Here is a 17,200-nt window from a genome sequence, read left to right as displayed (position 1 = left end):
GCGCCGAAGCAGGATCGTGGCGGCGACCGCCGTCCCGGCGACCCGGGATGGCGGTCGGCCCGCCTTGCGGTGTATAGAGCCGCGGCCATGCAGCACGCGGTCTCCCCCACCTATCATATCGACGCCAACCGGCCGGACCGGGCGGGGCGGGCCATGGCCGATCTGCGCGACGGCTTCGCCGCCTGGCGCCTGGCCTGGGCCCTGGCCCGGCTGGACCTGCGCAACCGCTACCGCGGCTCGGTGATCGGCCCCTTCTGGGTGACGCTCTCGACCGCCGCCATGCTGCTCGGCCTCGGCCTGCTCTACTCGCAGCTCTTCGGCATCGCGCTCGGCAACTACCTGCCGCACCTCGCGGCCAGCCTGGTCACCTGGCAGGCCCTGGCGACGCTGGTGGGAGACGCGACGACCAGCCTCAGCAGCGCCGAGGCGGTGATCCGCCAGCTCCGCCTGCCCCTGACCACCCATGTGCTCCGCTGCGTCTTCCGCAACGCGGTGACGGCGGCGCACAGCCTGCCGCTGATCCTGGTGGTCTTCCTGCTGGTCGGCCACTGGCCGGGCTGGGAGTTGCTGCTGGTGGTGCCGGGCCTCGCCGTGCTGGCCTTGAACGCCTTCACCATCACGCTCTTCCTCGGCATGATCTGCGCCCGCTTCCGCGACATCGGGCCGATCGTCACCAACTTCATGCAGCTCGCCTTCTTCATGACGCCGGTGATCTGGAAGCCGGAATCGCTCGGCGACAAGGCGGTCTGGCTGCCGCTGAACCCCTTCTACACGCTGCTCGAGATGCTGCGCGGCCCGCTGGTCGAGGGCGGCGGCACGCTGATGACCTGGGTCGCCGCGCTGATCTATTCCTCGGTCCTGGCCGCGATCGCCCTCGTCTTCTTCGTCCGTTTCCGCAACCGCGTGGCATTCTGGGTCTGATCCGGTGGCGAATATCTCCGCGCGCGGCCTGCGCATCGAATTCCCGCTCTATCACCTCGCCGCCCGCAGCCTGAAGAAGCGGCTGCTGGCCAAGGCCGCCATCCGGGTCAAGACCGACGAATCGAACCGCGTCGTCGTCTCGGCGCTGAGCGACCTCAACTTCGAGATCACCCGCGGCGAGCGCGTGGCGCTGATCGGCACCAATGGCGCCGGCAAGACCACCCTGCTCCGCACCATCGCCGGCATCTATGAGCCGGTGGCGGGGCAACTCTCCGTCGAGGGCGAGATCGGCTCGCTGATCGACCCCGCCGCCGGCATGGATTCCGACAGCACGGGACGCGAGAACATCCGCCTGCGCGGCCTCTACCGGGGCATGGACGAGGCCGGCATCGCCGCCCTGGAGGCCGATGCCGCCGAGTTCTCCGGCCTCGGCGAGTTCCTCGACGTGCCGACGCGCGGCTATTCCGCCGGCATGAACATCCGCCTCGCCTTCGCCATGGCGACCGCCATCACGCCGCAGATCCTGCTGATGGACGAGTGGTTCATGGCCGGCGACGCCGACTTCATGCGCAAGGCGGAGGCGCGGCTCACCCGCCTGGTGGAGGGGGCCGACATCCTGGTGATCGCCACGCACGACATGGGCGTGGTGCGCCGCTGGTGCAGCCGCGTGATCCGGCTCGAATCCGGCCGTATCGTCGCCGATGGCACGGTGGACGAGGTGCTGGGACCCGTCGCGGCCGCGGACCCGGTGGCCTGAGCGGAGGGCCGGCTCACTCCGGGGCCGGCCGCGCCCGCATCTGCTTCACGCCCGCCCGCACCTTCTTCTCCTCCACGCGCTTGCGCTTCTGGGTGCGCGAGACGCGGGTGGCGACGCGCGGCGCCGGCGGCACCGCCGCCTCGCGCAGCAGGGCGATCAGCCGCTCCCGCGCATCCTGCCGGTTCTGCTCCAGCGAGCGGAAGCGCTGCGCCGCGATCACCAGCAGCCCGGCCGGCGTCATCCGCCGCCCGGCCAGCCGCGCCAGCCGGTCCTTCACCGCCGGCGGGATGCCGGGCGAGGCCAGGACATCGAGGCTGAGCCGCACGGCGGTGGAGACCTTGTTGACGTTCTGCCCGCCCGGCCCGGACGCGCGGACGAAGCTCTCCCGCAGCTCCTCCTCGGCGATGACGATACGGGGCGGGATCTCGATCATCGTCCGGGGTCCGGGGGGGGCTGGGAGCTGGGGGCGGCGCGGCCTCTCCTTTGCCCCGGAGCGGCCCGCCGCCTCAAGCCCGCTTTTCAGCCAGCAGCAGCACATTCGGCAAGGGCAGCCCGCCCCAGCAGGGCTGCCGCGTGACGGCGAAGTCCCCCTCGTCCAGCACCGCCTCCAGCGCGCCGAGCGGCAGCGGCGCCACCAGCGCGCGCGGCTCGCCGCGCAGCAGCGCGTTCACCCGCTCCATCCCCCGGCCGAAGCGGCTGCGCCAGCCGCGCTCGGGATCGAAGACGCGCAGCACCAGCCGCTGGCCCGCCATCGGCATGGCCCGCCGCAGCAGGGCGAGCTGCGCGGCGGGTGGCAGCAGGTAGAGCACGTCGATGATCATCACCGTGTCGGCGCCGGGCAGGGCCGCCTGGACCTCCGGCCGGGCCAGGTCGCCGGCCAGGAAGCGGGCCGGCAGGCCGGCGGCGGCGGCGCCTGCCTCCGCCACCTGGTCCGCCAGCAGGTCGAGCCCCACCGCCCTGCGCGCCAGCCCGGCCTCCAGCAGCAGCAGGGTGAGCTGCCCGCGGCCGCAGCCGAGATCGGTGACGGCGCCGAAGCCGCCCACCGCGGCGGCGCGCGCCAGGATGGCGGCGGTCGCCGGATCGTGGCGCAGCTTGCGCGGCACGAAGCCCCGGCTGTAGCGCGAGGCGCCGGCATAGCGCGCGGCGACGCGGCCGATCAGCCCGGGCAGGGCGGCGGCCACCGCCTCCGGCCGCCCGGCCAGCGACGCGCTGTCCCCGGGTGCCGTCACAGCGGCGGCAGCGGCTCCGCCACGGCGAGGTCGATCCGCGTCTTGTTGCGGCTGTTCCAGGCGCGGTCGTACTGCGGCGGCATCTGCATCGCCTCCATCCGGCCCAGCGTGGCGGCGGCGCGCATCGGCCAGTAGGGGTCGCGCAACAGCTCGCGCGCCAGCAGGATCAGGTCCGCCTTGCCCTCGTCCAGGATCGCCTGGGCCTGCTGCGGCTCGGTGATCAGGCCGACCGCCGCGGTGACGATCCCGGTGCCGGCGCGCACGGCCGCGGCACCCGGCACCTGGTAGCCCGGGCCCATCGGGATCTCGGCCGGCAGCACGCCGCCGGAGGAGACGTCGGCGAGGTCGACGCCCGCCGCCTTCAGCTCGCGCGCCAGCGCCACGGTCTCCTCCGTGCTCCAGCCGCCCTCGATCCAGTCGGTGTGGGAGAAGCGGACGGCCAGCGGCACCTCGTCCGGGATGGCGGCGCGCACCACCGAGACCACCTCGCGCAGCAGCCGGGTGCGGCCGGCGAAATCGCCGCCCCAGCCGTCATTGCGCTGGTTGGAGAGCGGCGAGAGAAAGCTGTGCAGCAGATAGCCATGCGCCGCGTGGATCTCGATCAGCCGGTAGCCGGCGGCGATGGCGCGCCGCGCCGTGGCGGCGAAGTCCTCGATGACGCGGTGGATATCCGCCTCGGTCATGGCGCGCGGCGTGTCCATCCCCGGCATGGCCAGGGCGCTGGGACCGAGCGCCTGCCAGCCATGCTCGCGCGCCATGCCGCCGATCCAGGGCGCGGCGGAGCTGGCCTTGCGCCCGGCATGGGCGAGCTGGATGGCCGGCACCGCGCCGGTCGAGGCGATGGCGCGGGCCAGCCGGGCATGGCCGGGAAGGTGCCCGTCGCTCCAGAGGCCCAGATCGGCCGGGGTGATGCGCCCCTCCGGCGCGACCGCCGTCGCCTCGGTGATCACCAGCCCGGCGCCACCGATGGCGCGGCTGTGCAGATGCGCCAGGTGCCACTCCGTCGGCAGCCCGTCCGGCGCGCAGGAATACTGGCACATGGGCGCGACACCGATGCGGTTGCGCAGCGTGACGCCGCGCAGGGCGAGAGGCTCGAAAAGATCGGTCACCAGGCGGAACTCCGGTTGGCGGCGAGGGCCGGGATGGCATTCCAGGGGGGCAGGCGCCCCAGTCGGTTCTCGAAGACGGCAAACCATGTAGGCCCCCCGCCCCGCCGCGCCAACAGCCGCCCCGCCGCATCGGCCGGGAAGCGTGACAGGGTCACCGCGTCGCGCACATTGCCACCGACCGCCGCGACCTCTCCCGGCCCGGCGGCGAGCACGATGTCGCAATGCATGGGGCGGAAGCGGCCGGCCTCGGGGAGGCGCGCGCGCCAGTCCGGCAGCGGCCGCGCCGAGCGGTCGGCGCAGACCAGGTCGCCCGGCCGTGGCGCATAGGCCGCCCAGTCCCGCGGCAGGAAGGGCGCGTGTCCGGGGAAGGCCATGGCGTCGGCCAGCAGGGCGTCAATGTAGAAGGCATGCGCGGCGGAGGGTGGGAACTCGCGGCGGTCGAGCCCGGCGCTCCGCATGACATGGCTGATGAAGGCCGCCGACCATGCGGGCTCGGACCAGAGGCCGGAGGGCGCGCCGGGCGCCGCCAGCAGGGTGGCGTAGCGCGCCCGGTTGCGGGCGACGGCGCCGGCCGCCTCCGCGTCGTCCACGGCGCGCCAATAGGCCAGGACGCGCGGGAAGTTCAGCGGGTCGCTCTCGGCGGGGCGCGCGGCGCCGGGGGTGGGGTGGTCCTCCTCGCGCGGGGTGGCGGCCTGGGCCTCGGCCTCCAGGACGATGCCGCCCCAGTCCCGCCACTCCGCCTCGGCGATGCGCAGGATGCGCTCCCGCACGCTCGGCGGATAGGAGAGCGGTGCCTCGCGCGGCGGTGCGGCGGGCGGGGTGGCGCAACCCGCCAGGGCCAGCAGGAAGGCCAGCAGCGGCAGGAGACTCGGTGAGCGGTGTGACGGCATGAGGCGGAGCCTATGGGCCGCACCGGGGGTGGCTGGGAAGCCCCGCCCCCCCTTCCTCGGCCCTCAGGCCGGTACGGGACGGCGCGTGCCGATGCCGAGGATGGCGGCATCGGGCGCGAGCAGGCCGAGCATCACCACCGGCTGGGTGGCGGCATTGCCCTCCCCGGCCAGCGGGCTGGTCAGCACCTCGAGGCAGCCCTGGTGATCCCGCACCCGGCCGCGCAGGGCGCGGAAGCTCGCCTCGTACAGCGTCTGCAGGCGCTGCAGCTCGGCCGTCTCCAGCGGCAGGGCGCCGGCCTCGCGCGCCAGCCGCGCGGCGCTCAGCGCCCGCATCAGCAGGCCGAGCTTGAAGGACCAGAAGCCGCCATCATCCTCCCACGGCCCCGGCGCCGCCCCCCCGCCCCCGCCTCCGGGGAGCCGGCCGCGCACGAAGGGCGTGTCGAGGTTGTGCCGCCGCCCCTCGCCCAGCGCGACATCGACGCTGCCGAGGCGGAGCGCGGCGATGGCGCGCCGCAGCGCCGTCTGCAGGACCGGATCGGGGCGCTGGGGCAGCAGCCGGGCCAGCGCCAGCATCGCGGCGGCGTGGCAGTCCAGATAGGGCATCTGCCCGAGATCGGCGAAGGCGCCGCCATCCTCGTCGGGGCGCTGCAGCGGCAGCATCAGCGCCAGGCCACGCTCGATCAGGGCGGTGTAGCGGCCATCGCCCGTGGCGCGCTGCATGGTGTCCAGCGAGACCAGGGCGAAGGCCAGGGCGCGCAGGTAGCCGCGCGCCGGGTCCGCCGCCGCGCCATGGCCGCCGAGGCCGGCGAAGAAGGCGGTGAGGTGGCGGTCGTACCAGGCCTGCATCGCCGCCAGGCGCCCGGGCGGCAGCGGCGGCTCGTAGCTGCCGTGCCGGGCGTGGAGGATCTGCGTCGCCATCGCGTTCAGCGCCGTGCCGACATCGGCGGTGAGCCCCGGGTCGCGCCCGCCGAGCAGGCCGGGATCGTGCAGCATGGCGGCATAGGCGGCGGTGGCGCCCGGCTGCGTGCCGGCGGTGATCAGCCGCGCCTCGCGCAGCGTGAAGGCCTGCCCCTCCTCCAGGCGCGGCACGGCGTGACGGGTCAGCAGCCAGTGCAGGCGGCCGCTCCGGGCCTGCGCCTTGACGCTGAACACCGCATCGGGCGCCAGCGGGTGCAGGTGGATGCCGTTGGCGGTGCCGGGAGGCGCCTCCTCGACCATGCTGATGAGGCCGACCGCGCCCTCCGCCAAGGTGACCAGGCCGTCCTCGGGCAGTGGCGCGGTGCGCAGCGCGGCACCGGCGGCGTCGCCCAGCACCACCTGCCGGATCGGCCGTCGCGCCTCGCCGGAGAGTTCGTCGAGCGCGGTGGTCAGGCGGATGTCGGACAGGCTGACGCCCGGCTCCGCGCGCAGCGTGACGGCGAGCATCAGGCGCGGGTCCGTGGCGCTGATGCTGTATTCGTAGCGCAGCCGGCCGACCACGCTCTCCGACCGGCGCAGCAGGCCGGCCGGCACCTTGAGCAGGCTCTCGTGGAACAGGACGGCGCCATCGGGGCGGGTCAGCAACCCGTGCTCGACGATGCTGTCCTCCACATCCAGGCAGTGCCGCTGCCGGCCGAGGCGGAACTCGACGAGATGCCCCGTGTGGCGCAGCTCGCGCTGCGCCGGGCCGCCGCGCACCGACTGCCGCACCAGGCCGCGCGAGAGATCGCCCTGGAAGCTGTGGGTACCGGTCAGGATCAGGAAGTCGCGCGGGTCGTCCTGCTGCACCACGCATTCCGGGGGCGCCAGGCGGCGCAGCAGCAGCTCCCCGCGGCCCATGGCGAGGAGGAACTCCGTCAGGTCATCGGCCAGATGGCCCCATTTGCGCCGCAGTTCCGGCTGCGCCAGCAGTTCCACCGCGGCGGCGCTGTCGGCGGTCCAGCACCATTCGGAGGTGGGAAAGGGCAGGTGCGTCTCCCGCAGCGCCGGCACGGCAAGCCCGTCCAGGGGCGCGGCCCGCAGCAGGCGGCGCTCCATGAAGGCGATCAGGCGGTCGCGCTCGGGCTCACGCAGCAATTCGGCCATTGGCAGTTCCGGCTCCATCGATCGGCGGCGGCGCATGATAGGCAAGCTTTGCGGCGAACGCACGCGGTGAGCGAGTCGAATCAGAAATCATCCGCCTCAGGTTGCAATCTCGTGGCACATAAAGGGGCGCCCGGCCATCTCCGTAGGCTTAGCCATAATTCGGCCGCAAGGCGGGACACCACCATGCCTTTGTTCCAAAAGGCCTTTCTCCCCGTCCACGGTGTCACAGCCGCGTGAATACGGCGCAAAAATGGCGTTCGGGCGGGATTAAGGCTGGAATGTGGCGGCGGCTTGCCCCAATTATGTCTGCAGCAAGGAGGCCAGCATGTTCGATCGCAAGCAGACCATCGCCGAGACCGACGCCCGCAAGACCGCCCCGATCAACGAGCGGCTGCGCGAGGATGCCTTCCGTGCCGACACCGCCTCCAGCTTCAGCCAGTGGAACAGCTGGGGCGAGCGCAACAGCCTGAGCCTCGGCTCCTACGGCCGCTGGTAAGCGGCGCGCCCTGACGGCGGTCGTCCCCGAAGCCCGGCCCCCCAGCCGGGCTTTTTGCTGCCCGGGCCGCGCAGGCCCCGGCCCTTCCGTTTTCCTTAGACGGGCCGGCCCGGCTTTTGCTTCGCTCCGGGCATGACCGGATGCATCGCCTTCCTCCTCAACGGCGAACCTCGCCGCCTGCCGCCCGCCACGCCCCCCGGCCTCACCCTGCTGGACTGGTTGCGCGCCCCTGACGGCGCGGGGCTGCCCGGCACCAAGGAAGGCTGCGCCGAGGGCGATTGCGGCGCCTGCACCGTGGTGCTCGAGGAGGCGGATGGCAGCCGCATCCCGGTCAATGCCTGCCTGGCCCTGCTCGGGCAGATGCATGGCCGGGCGATCCGCACGGTCGAGGGGCTGGGCGGGGGCGCGGCGCCGCATCCGGTGCAGCGCGCCATGGCGGAGGGCGACGCCACGCAATGCGGCTTCTGCACCCCCGGCATCGTCATGTCCGCCTGGGCCCATGCGCGGGAGGGCGGGGCGGCCGATGAGGCGCTGGCCGGCAATCTCTGCCGCTGCACCGGCTACCGGCCGATCCTGGCGGTGCTCGAATCCCTCACCGATGACGGGGCGCCGCCGCCCTCCCCGCCCCCCGTGGAAAGCGCCGAGTTCATCGCGCCCGGCCAGGTCTTCCACCGCCCGGCCAGCCTGGCCGAGGCCCTGGCGCTGCGTGCCGCTCACCCGGAGGCCTGGCTGCTGGCCGGCGGCACCGACCTCGGCCTGCGCGTCTCCGAACACCGGGAAAGGCCGGGGCGCATCCTCGGCCTCTCCGGAGTGGCGGAGCTGCAGGCGCTGGCGGTGCATCCCGGCCGGCTGCGCATCGGCGCCGGCGTCACCTATGCCCGGCTGCTGAAGGCCATCGCGCCCCTGCCCGATCTGGCGCCGCTCGCCGCCTATCTCCGCCGCCTCGGCTCGCGGCAGATCCGCGGCATGGGCACGCTGGGCGGCAATCTCGGCACCGCCTCGCCGATCGGCGACGCCCTGCCGCCGATGCTGGCCCTCGGCGCGGAGCTGGTGCTGGCCTCCGCCGCCCGCGGCGAGCGGCGCCTGCCGGTGGCGGATTTCCTCACCGGCTATCGCCGGACCGCCCTGGCGCCGGACGAGATCATCGCCGCCATCGACCTGCCCCGCCCGCCCGCCGGCGCGATCCTGGCCTGCGAGAAGCTCTCCAGGCGGCACGACCAGGACATCTCCGCCGTCTCCGCCGCCTTCCTGCTACGGCTCGGGGAGGGTGTCATCGACGGGGCGCGGCTGGCCTTCGGGGGCATGGCCGCCACCGCCACCCACGCCCCCGCCGCCGAGGCCGCGCTGGTTGCCGCGCCGCTGGCCGAGGCCAGCTTCGAGGCCGCCGCCGCCGCCCTGGCGCGCGACCTCACGCCGCGCGACGACTGGCGCGGCAGCGCGGCGTACCGGATGCGGGGCGCGCAGGGCCTGTTGCGGCGGCTCTACTGGCGCGCCGCCCGGCCCGACCTGATGCTCGAGGTGCAAGGCTGATGGACACCCCGCCCCCGAGCCGGACCGGCATGGGCGCCGCGCTGCGCCAGGACAGCGCGCTGCGCCACGCCACCGGCGAGGCCCGGTTCCTCGACGACCTGCCCGAGCCCCCTGGCCTGCTGCACGCCGCCCTGGCCCTCTCCCCGGTGGCGCATGGAAGTCTGGCGCCGCTCGACCTGGCCCCGGCCCGCGCCGTGCCGGGGGTGGTCGCCGCCTTCGGGCCGGCTGAGGTGCCGGGACGCAACGACATCTCGCCCAGCGGCAAGGCGGCGGAGGTGCTCTTCGCCACGGGCCATGTGGCGCATTGGGGCCAGCCGCTGGCCCTGGTGGTCGCGACCACGCGCGACGCGGCCCTGGCCGGCGCCGCCGCGCTGCGGCCGGAGATCGCGGAGTTGCCGCCCATCCTCTCCATCGAGGCGGCGCTGGAGGAAGGGGCGCTGCTGATGCCGCCCCAGGTGATCGCGCGCGGCGACTGGGAGGAGGCCCTGGCCGCCGCGCCGCGCCGCATCCAGGGCGAGTTCCGCTGCGGCGGGCAGGAGCATTTCTACCTGGAAGGTCAGATCGCGCTCGCCATCCCCGGCGAGGATGGCGATCTCCTCCTGCATTCCTCCACCCAGCACCCGACCGAGGTGCAGCACATCGCGGCCCGCGTGCTGGGCTGCGACTACAACCGGATCACGGTGCAGTGCCGGCGCATGGGCGGCGGCTTCGGCGGCAAGGAGAGCAACGCCTCCTGGATCGCCGCCGCCGCCGCCCTGGCGGCCCGGCTGACCGGGCGGCCGGTGAAGCTGCGCCTCTCCCGCCGCGCCGACATGGCGGCGACCGGCAAGCGCCATCCCTTCCTCTACCGCTGGCGGGCCGGGATCGACGCGCGGGGCCGCGTCCTCGCGCTGGACGCGACGCTGGCCGCCGATGGCGGGCACAGCCTGGATCTCTCGGGCGGCGTCATCTTCCGCGCCGTGACCCATGCGCTGAACGCCTATGACGTGCCGGCGGTGCGGATCACCGGCCTCGCCTGCAGGACCAACACCGTCAGCAACACCGCCTTCCGCGGCTTCGGCGGGCCGCAGGGCGCGCTACTGATGGAGGACGTGCTGCACGGCGCCGCCCGCGCGCTGGGCGTCCCGGTCGATTCGTTGCGAGAACGGAACTTCGCCGGCGGGCCGAATGGCGCTGAGACCCCCTATGGCCAGGCGCTGGAGGGCGACCTCATCCGCCGCGTCTGGGCCGAGGCGCGGCGCGACGCGGACTGGGAGGCGCGCCGTGCGGAGATCGATGCCTTCAACGCCGCCCATCCGACGCTCCGCCGGGGCCTCGGCGGCTTCGCGCTCGCCTTCGGCATTTCCTTCGGCATCATGGCGATGAACCAGGCGGGCGCGCTGGTGCATGTCTACACCGATGGCTCGATCCGCCTGAACCATGGCGGCACCGAGATGGGCCAGGGCCTGTTCATCAAGATCGCCCAGGTGGTGGCCGAGGTGTTCGGCGTCGAGGTGGAGCGCATCCGCATCACCGCCACCTCCACCGCCGAAGTGCCCAACACCGCGCCCACCGCCGCCAGCACCGGCTCCGACCTGAACGGCTGGGCGGCGCATCAGGCGGCCTCCGCCATCCGCGCCCGCATGGCCGCCGTCGCCGCCGCGCTGTGGAAGGTGGAGGCGGCGGCGCTGCGCTTCGCCGATGGCCGCGTCACCGCCGGCAACCACGCCATGGACTTCGGCGAGCTGGCGCAGCAGTGCTGGGCGCAGCGCGTCAGCCTCTCGGCCACCGGCTTCTACAGGACGCCCGACATCCACTGGGACCCGGTGGCGATGCGCGGCGAGCCCTTCTTCTACTTCTCCTACGGCGCCGCCTTCGCCGAGGTGCTGGTCGATACCCTCACCGGCGAGTACCGCGTCACCCGCGCCGATCTCGTGCAGGATTGCGGACGCTCGCTGAACCCGGCCATCGACCGCGGGCAGATCGAGGGGGCCTTCCTGCAGGGGATGGGCTGGCTGACCTGCGAGGAGCTGTGGTGGGACGCGGCGGGGCGGCTCCGCACCCTGGGCCCCTCCACCTACAAGATCCCCGGCTCGCGCGAGATGCCGAAGGCCTTCCACCTGCGGCTGCTGGAGGACAGTCCGGCGCGGGCCAACACCATCTTCCGCTCCAAGGCGGTGGGGGAGCCGCCGCTGCTGCTGGCGACCTGCGTCTGGAACGCGCTGCGCGATGCGGTCTCGCCACTCGGCGAAACGCCACGGCTCGACCTGCCGGCGACGCCGGAGCGCGTGCTGGCGGCGCTGCGGAGGGGGGCGCAGGTCAGGCAGCCGTGAATGGACAGCCACCCCTCCGGACATCCAGCCTGCCCCGGCAACAGGAGGCGGCACCATGTCGGACGACAACTGGCCCGAGATCCCCTATGCGTCCTGGCGCGAGACCTGCGCCGCGCTTCACCTCTACTGCCAGGTCCTCGGCAAGTACCGGCTCGCCCATGCGCCCTGGGTCAACCATTCCTGGCACGCCACCCTCTATCCGGAGACACGCGGCCTCACCACCGGCCCGGTGCCGGACGGGCCCGGCGGCATCACCCTGGGGCTGGACCTGACCGGCCATGCCGCCTGGGGCCAGGCGGCGGACGGGCGGGAGGCGCGCTTCGCGCTGGGGCCGATGTCGGTCGCGGCGTTCCATGCCCGGCTGCTGGAGATGCTGCGCTACCTTGGCGGCACGGCGCAGTTCCATGGCATCCCGAATGAGGTTCCCGATCCCGTCCGCTTCACCGAGGACACCGCGCCCCGCCCCTACGACGCCGCCGCGGTGGCGCGCTTCCACCGGGCCCTGCTCTCGGTCAGCCATGTGTTCCGGCAGTTCCGCACCGGCTTCCTCGGCAAGGTCAGCCCGGTGCATCTCTTCTGGGGCAGCTTCGACCTGGCGGTGACGCGCTTCTCCGGCCGCGCCGCGCCGCCGCATCCGGGCGGGGTGCCCGGCCTGCCCGACCCGGTGACGCGCGAGGCCTACAGCCACCAGGTCTCCTCCGCCGGCTTCTGGCCGGGCGGCGGCGGGGTGGAGGAGCCGGCCTTCTATTCCTACGCCTATCCCGCGCCGGAGGGTTTCGCTGCGGCGGCCGTGCGGCCGGCGACGGCGCGCTTCGACACCGGGCTCGGCGAGTTCCTGCTGCCCTACGAGGCGGTGCGCCAGGCCGCCGACCCGGCGGCGCTGCTGCTCGAATTCCTGGAGAGCAGCTATGCCGCGGCGGCCGATCTCGGCCGGTGGGACCGGGCCGCGCTCGACTGCGCCATGGGCCGGCCCGGCCGGCCGCGTCCGGTCTGAGGGTTCCGGCTGGGGAGAGCGCTCAGAGTACCAGCTTCCGCGCCGCCCCGCGCAGGAAACCGCCGAGCGCCGCGTGGAATTCCGGCTCGTCGAGCAGGAAGGCGTCGTGGCCCTTGTCGGAGTCGATCTCGATGAAGGAGACATTGGCCGCCGCCGCGTTCAGCGCCCGGACCAGCTGCCGGCTCTCGCTGGTGGGGAAGAGCCAGTCGGAGCTGAAGCTCGCCACGAAGAAGCGCGTGCGGGTGCCGCGGAAGGCGGCGGCCAGATCCCCGCCATGCTCGGCGGCGAGGTCGAAATAGTCCATCGCCCGGGTGATGGTGAGGTAGCTGTTGGCGTCGAAGCGGCGGACGAAGGTGCTGCCCTGGTGGCGGAGGTAGCTCTCCACCTCGAAGACATCCTCGAGGAAGTTCAGCGCCGAGGCGCCGCGCAGCCGGCGGCCGAACTTCCGCGTCAGCGCCTGCTCCGAGAGATAGGTGATATGCGCCACCATGCGCGCGACGGAGAGGCCCTTGGCCGGGATCCGCCCATCCTCCCAGTAGCGGCCGCCCCGCCAGTCCGGGTCGGAATGGATGGCGGCGCGGCCGACCTCGTGGAAGGCGATGTTCTGCGCGCTGTGGTGCGTCGCCGTCGCGATCGGCGCCGCCGCGTGCACCATCTCCGGGAAGGTCGCCGCCCATTCCAGGCACTGCATGCCGCCCATCGAGCCGCCGACCACGGCCAGCAGCCGGTCGATGCCGAGATGCCCGACCAGCAGCCGCTGCGCGCGCACCATGTCGCGGATGGTGACGGGCGGGAAGTCGATGCCCCAGGGCTCGCCATCCTCCGTCCCGTCGCGCGGGCTGCGCGGCCCGGTCGAGCCCATGCAGCCGCCCAGCACATTGGCGCAGATGACGAAGTAGCGATCGGTGTCGATCGGCCGGCCGGGCCCGACGATCGCCTCCCACCAGCCGGGCTTGCCGGTCAGCGGCTGCCGCTCGGCCAGGTACTGGTCCCCGGTCAGGGCATGGCAGACCAGCACGGCATTGCTGCGTGCGGCGTTGAGCCGGCCATAGGTGCGGTAGGCCACGTCCATGGGGGCGACGACCGCCCCGCAGTCGAGCGCCAGCCCCTCGGGGAAGCGGACATGGCGGTGCGCCACGGAAGCGCCGGGGGCGGCGGGCATCGAAGGGATCGGCTGCGCCTGACTCATGATGCCGCAAGCAATAAGATGGCGGGCGCCTCAGGTCCATCATGCCCGATCCCGCCGCCGGCTCCAGCGGGGCCGGATGGCTTCCGGCTTGGCGGCGGGGCGGGGGGGCTCTATTGCTGGCGGCCGATGCGTGATCCGACCGCCGAACCGCCGCCCGCCGCGCCGCTCCCGGCCTCCTCCGCGCCGCCCGCGGCGACGGACCTCGCCACGCTGCGCGCCCGGATCGACACCCTCGACGATGCCCTGCACGATCTGCTGATGCGCCGCGCCGATCTGGTGGCGGAGATGGCCGGCGGGCGGGCGAAGGGCGGCGGCGCCATCTTCCGCCCGGGGCGCGAGGCGGCGATCCTGCGCCGCCTGCTGGCCCGCAACCGCGGCGCCCTGCGGCGGACAGTGGTGCTGCGGGTCTGGCGCGAGATCATTGCCGCCTCCCTGGCGCAGCAGGGTCCCTTCTCGGTGGCCGTGGCGCCCGGAGAGGCGCTGGCCGGGCTGGCGCGCGGCCATTTCGGCGGGCTCACGCCGCTGCGTCCCCATCCCACCCCCTGCCTCGCCCTGGCCGCGCTGGAGCGGGGCGAGGCCAGCCTGGCGGTGCTGCCGGTCCCGCGCGAGGAGGAGCCGGCCGAGGCGGCCTGGTGGACCCGGATGCAGGCCCCCCGCCTGCAGGTGGTCGCCGCCCTGCCCTTCCTGGCCGCCGGCGCCGCGCCGGGCGCCTGTGTCGTGGCCGCCCTGCCGCCGGAGCCGACGGGGCGCGACCACAGCCTGCTGCGCCTCGTGCCGGTGCCCGGCCAGCCGCGCGACCATGCCGTCGCCGCCCTCGGGGCCGCGCTGGAGGCCGCCGGCCTTCCGCCGCTGGCCCTGCTGTGGCGCGAGCAGCCGGAGCCGGCCATGCTGGCCGTGGTCGAGGGCTTCCTGGAGGCGGGCGATCCGCGCCTCGCCGCCCTGCCCTTCCCCCATCTGCAGATCCTCGGCGCCTATGCCGAGCCCGAGCCGGAAGAATGAGCCGATGACCGTGCCGCCGCGCCCCGCCATCCTGTCGATCGAACCCTATGTCGGCGGCGAGTCGAAGATCCCGGGGGTCAACCGGATCATCAAGCTCTCCTCCAACGAGGGCGCCTTCGGTCCGCCGCCCGGCGCCATCGAGGCCATCGCGCGCGCCGCGCGCGAGGCGCACCGCTACCCGGACGGCAATGCCCGCGCGCTGCGCGAGGCGATCGGCGCCCGCTTCGGCCTCGACCCCGCGCGCATCGTCTGCGGCAACGGCTCGGACGAGCTGATCACCCTGCTCTGCCTCGCCTATGCCGGCGAGGGCAGCGAGGTCATCATGTCGGCCTATGGCTTCATGATGTACGACATCACCGGCCGCGCCTCGGGTGCGCGGGTGCTGAAGGTGGCCGAGGTGCCGGCGGAGGGCGGCGGGATGCAGGCCGATATCGACGGCATCCTGGCCGCCGTGGGCCCGCGCACCCGCCTCGTCTTCCTGACCAACCCGAACAACCCGACCGGCACGCTGCTGCCGGATGCCGAGCTGGCGCGGCTGCGCGCCGGCCTGCGCGACGACATCCTGCTGGTGCTCGACAGCGCCTATGCCGAATACGTCACCGCCCCCGGCTACGATCCCGGCGAGGCGCTGGTGGATGCCGCCGGCAACACCATCATGCTGCGCACCTTCAGCAAGATCTTCGGCCTGGGCGGCATGCGCGTCGGCTGGGGCTACGCGCCCGCCGACATCATCGACGTGCTGAACCGCGCGCGCGGGCCCTTCAACGTCGCCGCCGCCAGCCAGGCCGCCGCCGTCGCCGCGCTGGCGGAGCCGGGCTGGGTGGAACGGAGCGTCGCGCACAACAGCGCATGGCGCGAGCGGATGAGCGCGGCGCTGCGCGGCGCGGGCATCGACGTCTGGCCGAGCCAGACCAACTTCATCCTCTGCGACTTCGGCGCGCCCGAGGCGGCGCGGGCGGCGGATGAGAGGCTCAAGGCGCGCGGGCTGATCGTGCGCGGCATGGGCGGATACGGCCTGCCGCGCTGCCTGCGCATCACCATCGGCACCGCCGAGGAGTGCCAGATGGTCATCGACGCGCTGGCGGCCGGATAAGCGGCATGGCCGCCCCCCTGTTCCGCCGCCTCTGCCTGATCGGGCTCGGGCTGATCGGCTCGTCCATCGCGCGGCTGGCCCGCGAGCGGGGCGACATCGCCGCCGAGATCGTCGCCTGCGACCACGGCGTCGGCGTCGCCGCAAGGGTGCGCGAGCTGGGCCTCGCCGATGTGGTCGAGGTGGACGCGGCCGCCGCCGTGCGCGGCTGCGACGCGGTGATCCTCTGCACCCCGGTCGGCAGCTTCGCCGGGCTGATGGCGCAGATCGCGCCGCATCTCGAGCCCGGCTGCGTGCTGACCGACACCGGCTCGACCAAGGGCTCGGTGCTGCGCGACCTGCAGCCGCTGCTGCCCGACGGCGTGCATCTCGTGCCCGGCCACCCGATGGCCGGCACCGAGCATTCCGGCCCCGATGCCGGCTTCGCCACCCTGTTCGAGGGCCGCTACGTCATCCTGACACCGCCGCCCGGCACCGATACGGAGGCGGTGGAGAAGGTGGCCGAGCTCTGGCGCCGCGCCGGCGCCATGCTGGAGAGCATGGACGCGGCCACGCATGACAAGGTCGTGGCCATCGTCTCGCACCTGCCGCACCTGATCGCCTTCACCATCTGCTCCACGGCGGACGATCTGGCGCAGGAGACGCGTGGCCAGGTGCTGAAGTTCGCCGCCTCCGGCTTCCGGGACTTCACCCGCATCGCCTCCAGCGACGTGGACATGTGGCGCGACATCTTCGTCAACAACCGCGAGGCGCTGCTGGAGATGCTGGCGCGCTTCTCGGAGGATGCCCACGCCCTGGGCCGCGCCGTGCGCTGGAACGAGACGGAGTTCATCGAGGACCGCATCCGGCGCGGCCGCAAGATCCGCCGCAGCCTGATCGAGATGAAGCAGGCCTGACCGGCCCGGGCGGCGCGGCGCCCCCGGACCTGCCGGGTCGGCTCATTCGACGATCTGGAACTCGCCTTCCAGATGCAGCTCCACCGTGTCGCTCACCGCCGGGATGACGTAGTCGACGCCGAACTGCGACCGTTGCAGCGTGGCGCGGCCGTCGAAGCCGATGGTGTAGCGCTGGCTCACCGGGTGCACGCCGGCCGCGTTGAACACCGCCTCGAAGCTGACCGGCCGCGTGACGCCGCGCAGCGTCAGATCGCCGGTGATGCGCGCCGTGCGCTCGCCGGTGCGCTCGATCCGCGTCGAGACGAAGCGCGCCTCGGGGTGGCGCTCCACATCGAAGAAATCGGCGCCGCGCAGATGATGGTCGAGCCCCTCATGCAGGGTGCCGCCCTTGCCCATCGGGATGGTGACGCGAAGGCTGGAGCGCTCCAGCGCCGCCGGATCGAGCGTCAGCTCGCCCCGCACCTCGGTCAGCTGCCCGCTGTAGCGGGAGAGCCCGAAGTGATCGACCGTCCAGGTGATCTTGCCGTGATCGGAATCCAGGACATAGGTGCCGGCGCGGACGGCGGCGGGGTCGCGGTTGAAGGACGCGGCCGGCTGCGCCACCAGGGGCGAGAGAGCCAGCGGCGAGGCGGCGAGGGCGGCAAGCAGCAGCCCGGCCGAAAGAATCTTGTTCACGGCATGCTTCCCGGCATGATTCCGGCGGGGCGCCACGCCCCGCCTCGGC

Annotated in this window: 16 protein-coding genes; 9 read left to right on the top strand and 7 right to left on the bottom strand. The window is 73.7% G+C overall.

The annotated features are described in order from the left end of the window. Positions 1 to 87: 87 nt before the first annotated feature. A complete protein-coding gene (locus tag D9598_RS05695; RefSeq protein ID WP_198365421.1) occupies positions 88 to 921 on the top strand; it encodes an ABC transporter permease in 834 nt (277 codons plus the stop codon). Between the two features lie 4 nt (positions 922 to 925). After that, on the top strand, positions 926 to 1,678 hold the full coding sequence (locus tag D9598_RS05690; RefSeq protein WP_198365420.1) for an ABC transporter ATP-binding protein: 753 nt from the start codon (positions 926 to 928) through the stop codon (positions 1,676 to 1,678). A 13-nt stretch (positions 1,679 to 1,691) separates the two neighbouring features. Here D9598_RS05690 and arfB read toward each other — a convergent pair whose 3' ends face one another. The 5 genes from arfB to D9598_RS05665 all read right to left on the bottom strand — a co-directional run bounded on the left by arfB (position 1,692) and on the right by D9598_RS05665 (position 7,006). Further along, on the bottom strand, positions 1,692 to 2,111 hold the full coding sequence (gene arfB / locus D9598_RS05685) for an alternative ribosome rescue aminoacyl-tRNA hydrolase ArfB (RefSeq protein ID WP_198365419.1): 420 nt from the start codon (positions 2,109 to 2,111) through the stop codon (positions 1,692 to 1,694). A 73-nt stretch (positions 2,112 to 2,184) separates the two neighbouring features. Next, positions 2,185 to 2,907, bottom strand: coding sequence for a class I SAM-dependent methyltransferase (locus D9598_RS20960; protein WP_198365418.1), 723 nt, complete (start codon positions 2,905 to 2,907; stop codon positions 2,185 to 2,187). Beyond that, positions 2,904 to 4,016 carry an NADH:flavin oxidoreductase/NADH oxidase gene (locus tag D9598_RS05675; protein WP_198365417.1) on the bottom strand — a complete coding sequence of 371 codons (1,113 nt, stop codon included), beginning with the start codon at positions 4,014 to 4,016 and terminating at the stop codon, positions 2,904 to 2,906. The genes D9598_RS20960 and D9598_RS05675 overlap by 4 nt, the downstream gene beginning before the upstream one ends. Beyond that, positions 4,013 to 4,906 (bottom strand): DUF2272 domain-containing protein, encoded by an 894-nt coding sequence (locus D9598_RS05670; RefSeq protein ID WP_198365416.1) that lies wholly within the window; start codon positions 4,904 to 4,906, stop codon positions 4,013 to 4,015. Before D9598_RS05670 ends, D9598_RS05675 begins: the two co-directional genes overlap by 4 nt. Before the next feature lie 63 nt (positions 4,907 to 4,969). After that, complete coding sequence (locus tag D9598_RS05665; protein WP_232476918.1) at positions 4,970 to 7,006, bottom strand: hypothetical protein; 2,037 nt, start codon at positions 7,004 to 7,006, stop codon at positions 4,970 to 4,972. Positions 7,007 to 7,295: 289 nt separating this feature from the next. Here D9598_RS05665 and D9598_RS05660 point away from each other — a divergent pair, with 289 nt between their 5' ends. The 4 genes from D9598_RS05660 (at position 7,296) to D9598_RS05645 (ending at position 12,302) form a co-directional block, all read left to right on the top strand. Beyond that, positions 7,296 to 7,466: a hypothetical protein gene (locus D9598_RS05660; protein ID WP_198365414.1), complete on the top strand. Its 171-nt coding sequence runs from the start codon at positions 7,296 to 7,298 to the stop codon at positions 7,464 to 7,466. Between the two features lie 132 nt (positions 7,467 to 7,598). Continuing rightward, the gene (locus D9598_RS05655) at positions 7,599 to 8,996 is read left to right on the top strand and encodes an FAD binding domain-containing protein (RefSeq protein WP_198365413.1); all 1,398 of its coding nucleotides are present in this window, start codon (positions 7,599 to 7,601) and stop codon (positions 8,994 to 8,996) included. Then, a complete protein-coding gene (gene xdhB / locus D9598_RS05650; protein ID WP_198365412.1) occupies positions 8,996 to 11,308 on the top strand; it encodes a xanthine dehydrogenase molybdopterin binding subunit in 2,313 nt (770 codons plus the stop codon). Before D9598_RS05655 ends, xdhB begins: the two co-directional genes overlap by 1 nt. A gap of 55 nt (positions 11,309 to 11,363) precedes the next feature. Then, the gene (locus D9598_RS05645) at positions 11,364 to 12,302 is read left to right on the top strand and encodes a DUF5996 family protein (protein WP_198365411.1); all 939 of its coding nucleotides are present in this window, start codon (positions 11,364 to 11,366) and stop codon (positions 12,300 to 12,302) included. A 22-nt stretch (positions 12,303 to 12,324) separates the two neighbouring features. On the opposite strand, the gene D9598_RS05640 is transcribed toward D9598_RS05645, so the two are convergent. Continuing rightward, positions 12,325 to 13,464 carry a homoserine O-acetyltransferase gene (locus tag D9598_RS05640; RefSeq protein ID WP_232476917.1) on the bottom strand — a complete coding sequence of 380 codons (1,140 nt, stop codon included), beginning with the start codon at positions 13,462 to 13,464 and terminating at the stop codon, positions 12,325 to 12,327. Positions 13,465 to 13,617: 153 nt separating this feature from the next. Here D9598_RS05640 and D9598_RS05635 point away from each other — a divergent pair, with 153 nt between their 5' ends. Genes D9598_RS05635 through D9598_RS05625 form a run of 3 tightly spaced genes read left to right on the top strand, consistent with a single transcriptional unit; the run spans position 13,618 to position 16,476 of the window. Then, complete coding sequence (locus D9598_RS05635) at positions 13,618 to 14,490, top strand: chorismate mutase (RefSeq protein ID WP_198365409.1); 873 nt, start codon at positions 13,618 to 13,620, stop codon at positions 14,488 to 14,490. A 4-nt stretch (positions 14,491 to 14,494) separates the two neighbouring features. Further along, positions 14,495 to 15,583, top strand: coding sequence for a histidinol-phosphate transaminase (gene hisC, locus D9598_RS05630; RefSeq protein WP_198365408.1), 1,089 nt, complete (start codon positions 14,495 to 14,497; stop codon positions 15,581 to 15,583). Positions 15,584 to 15,588: 5 nt separating this feature from the next. Then, positions 15,589 to 16,476, top strand: coding sequence for a prephenate/arogenate dehydrogenase family protein (locus D9598_RS05625; RefSeq protein ID WP_198365407.1), 888 nt, complete (start codon positions 15,589 to 15,591; stop codon positions 16,474 to 16,476). Between the two features lie 42 nt (positions 16,477 to 16,518). Here the strand turns inward: D9598_RS05625 and D9598_RS05620 are convergent, their stop codons facing one another. Continuing rightward, positions 16,519 to 17,151 carry a YceI family protein gene (locus tag D9598_RS05620; protein ID WP_370591938.1) on the bottom strand — a complete coding sequence of 211 codons (633 nt, stop codon included), beginning with the start codon at positions 17,149 to 17,151 and terminating at the stop codon, positions 16,519 to 16,521. Positions 17,152 to 17,200 lie beyond the last annotated feature (49 nt).

The organism is Roseomonas sp. KE0001, assembly GCF_016107285.1.
Taxonomy (GTDB): domain Bacteria; phylum Pseudomonadota; class Alphaproteobacteria; order Acetobacterales; family Acetobacteraceae; genus Pseudoroseomonas.
The sequence above is the reverse complement of the archived record's forward strand: the minus strand, read 5'-3'. Positions and strand labels throughout refer to the sequence as shown.

Coding starts and splice junctions, on each gene's coding strand:
- D9598_RS05695 (WP_198365421.1), top strand. CDS start 88: ATGCAGCACGCGGTCTCCCCCACCTATCATATCGACGCCAACCGGCCG.
- arfB (WP_198365419.1), bottom strand. CDS start 2,111: ATGATCGAGATCCCGCCCCGTATCGTCATCGCCGAGGAGGAGCTGCGG.
- D9598_RS05670 (WP_198365416.1), bottom strand. CDS start 4,906: ATGCCGTCACACCGCTCACCGAGTCTCCTGCCGCTGCTGGCCTTCCTG.
- D9598_RS05665 (WP_232476918.1), bottom strand. CDS start 7,006: ATGCGCCGCCGCCGATCGATGGAGCCGGAACTGCCAATGGCCGAATTG.
- D9598_RS05660 (WP_198365414.1), top strand. CDS start 7,296: ATGTTCGATCGCAAGCAGACCATCGCCGAGACCGACGCCCGCAAGACC.
- D9598_RS05655 (WP_198365413.1), top strand. CDS start 7,599: ATGACCGGATGCATCGCCTTCCTCCTCAACGGCGAACCTCGCCGCCTG.
- xdhB (WP_198365412.1), top strand. CDS start 8,996: ATGGACACCCCGCCCCCGAGCCGGACCGGCATGGGCGCCGCGCTGCGC.
- D9598_RS05645 (WP_198365411.1), top strand. CDS start 11,364: ATGTCGGACGACAACTGGCCCGAGATCCCCTATGCGTCCTGGCGCGAG.
- D9598_RS05640 (WP_232476917.1), bottom strand. CDS start 13,464: ATGCCCGCCGCCCCCGGCGCTTCCGTGGCGCACCGCCATGTCCGCTTC.
- D9598_RS05635 (WP_198365409.1), top strand. CDS start 13,618: ATGCGTGATCCGACCGCCGAACCGCCGCCCGCCGCGCCGCTCCCGGCC.
- hisC (WP_198365408.1), top strand. CDS start 14,495: ATGACCGTGCCGCCGCGCCCCGCCATCCTGTCGATCGAACCCTATGTC.
- D9598_RS05625 (WP_198365407.1), top strand. CDS start 15,589: ATGGCCGCCCCCCTGTTCCGCCGCCTCTGCCTGATCGGGCTCGGGCTG.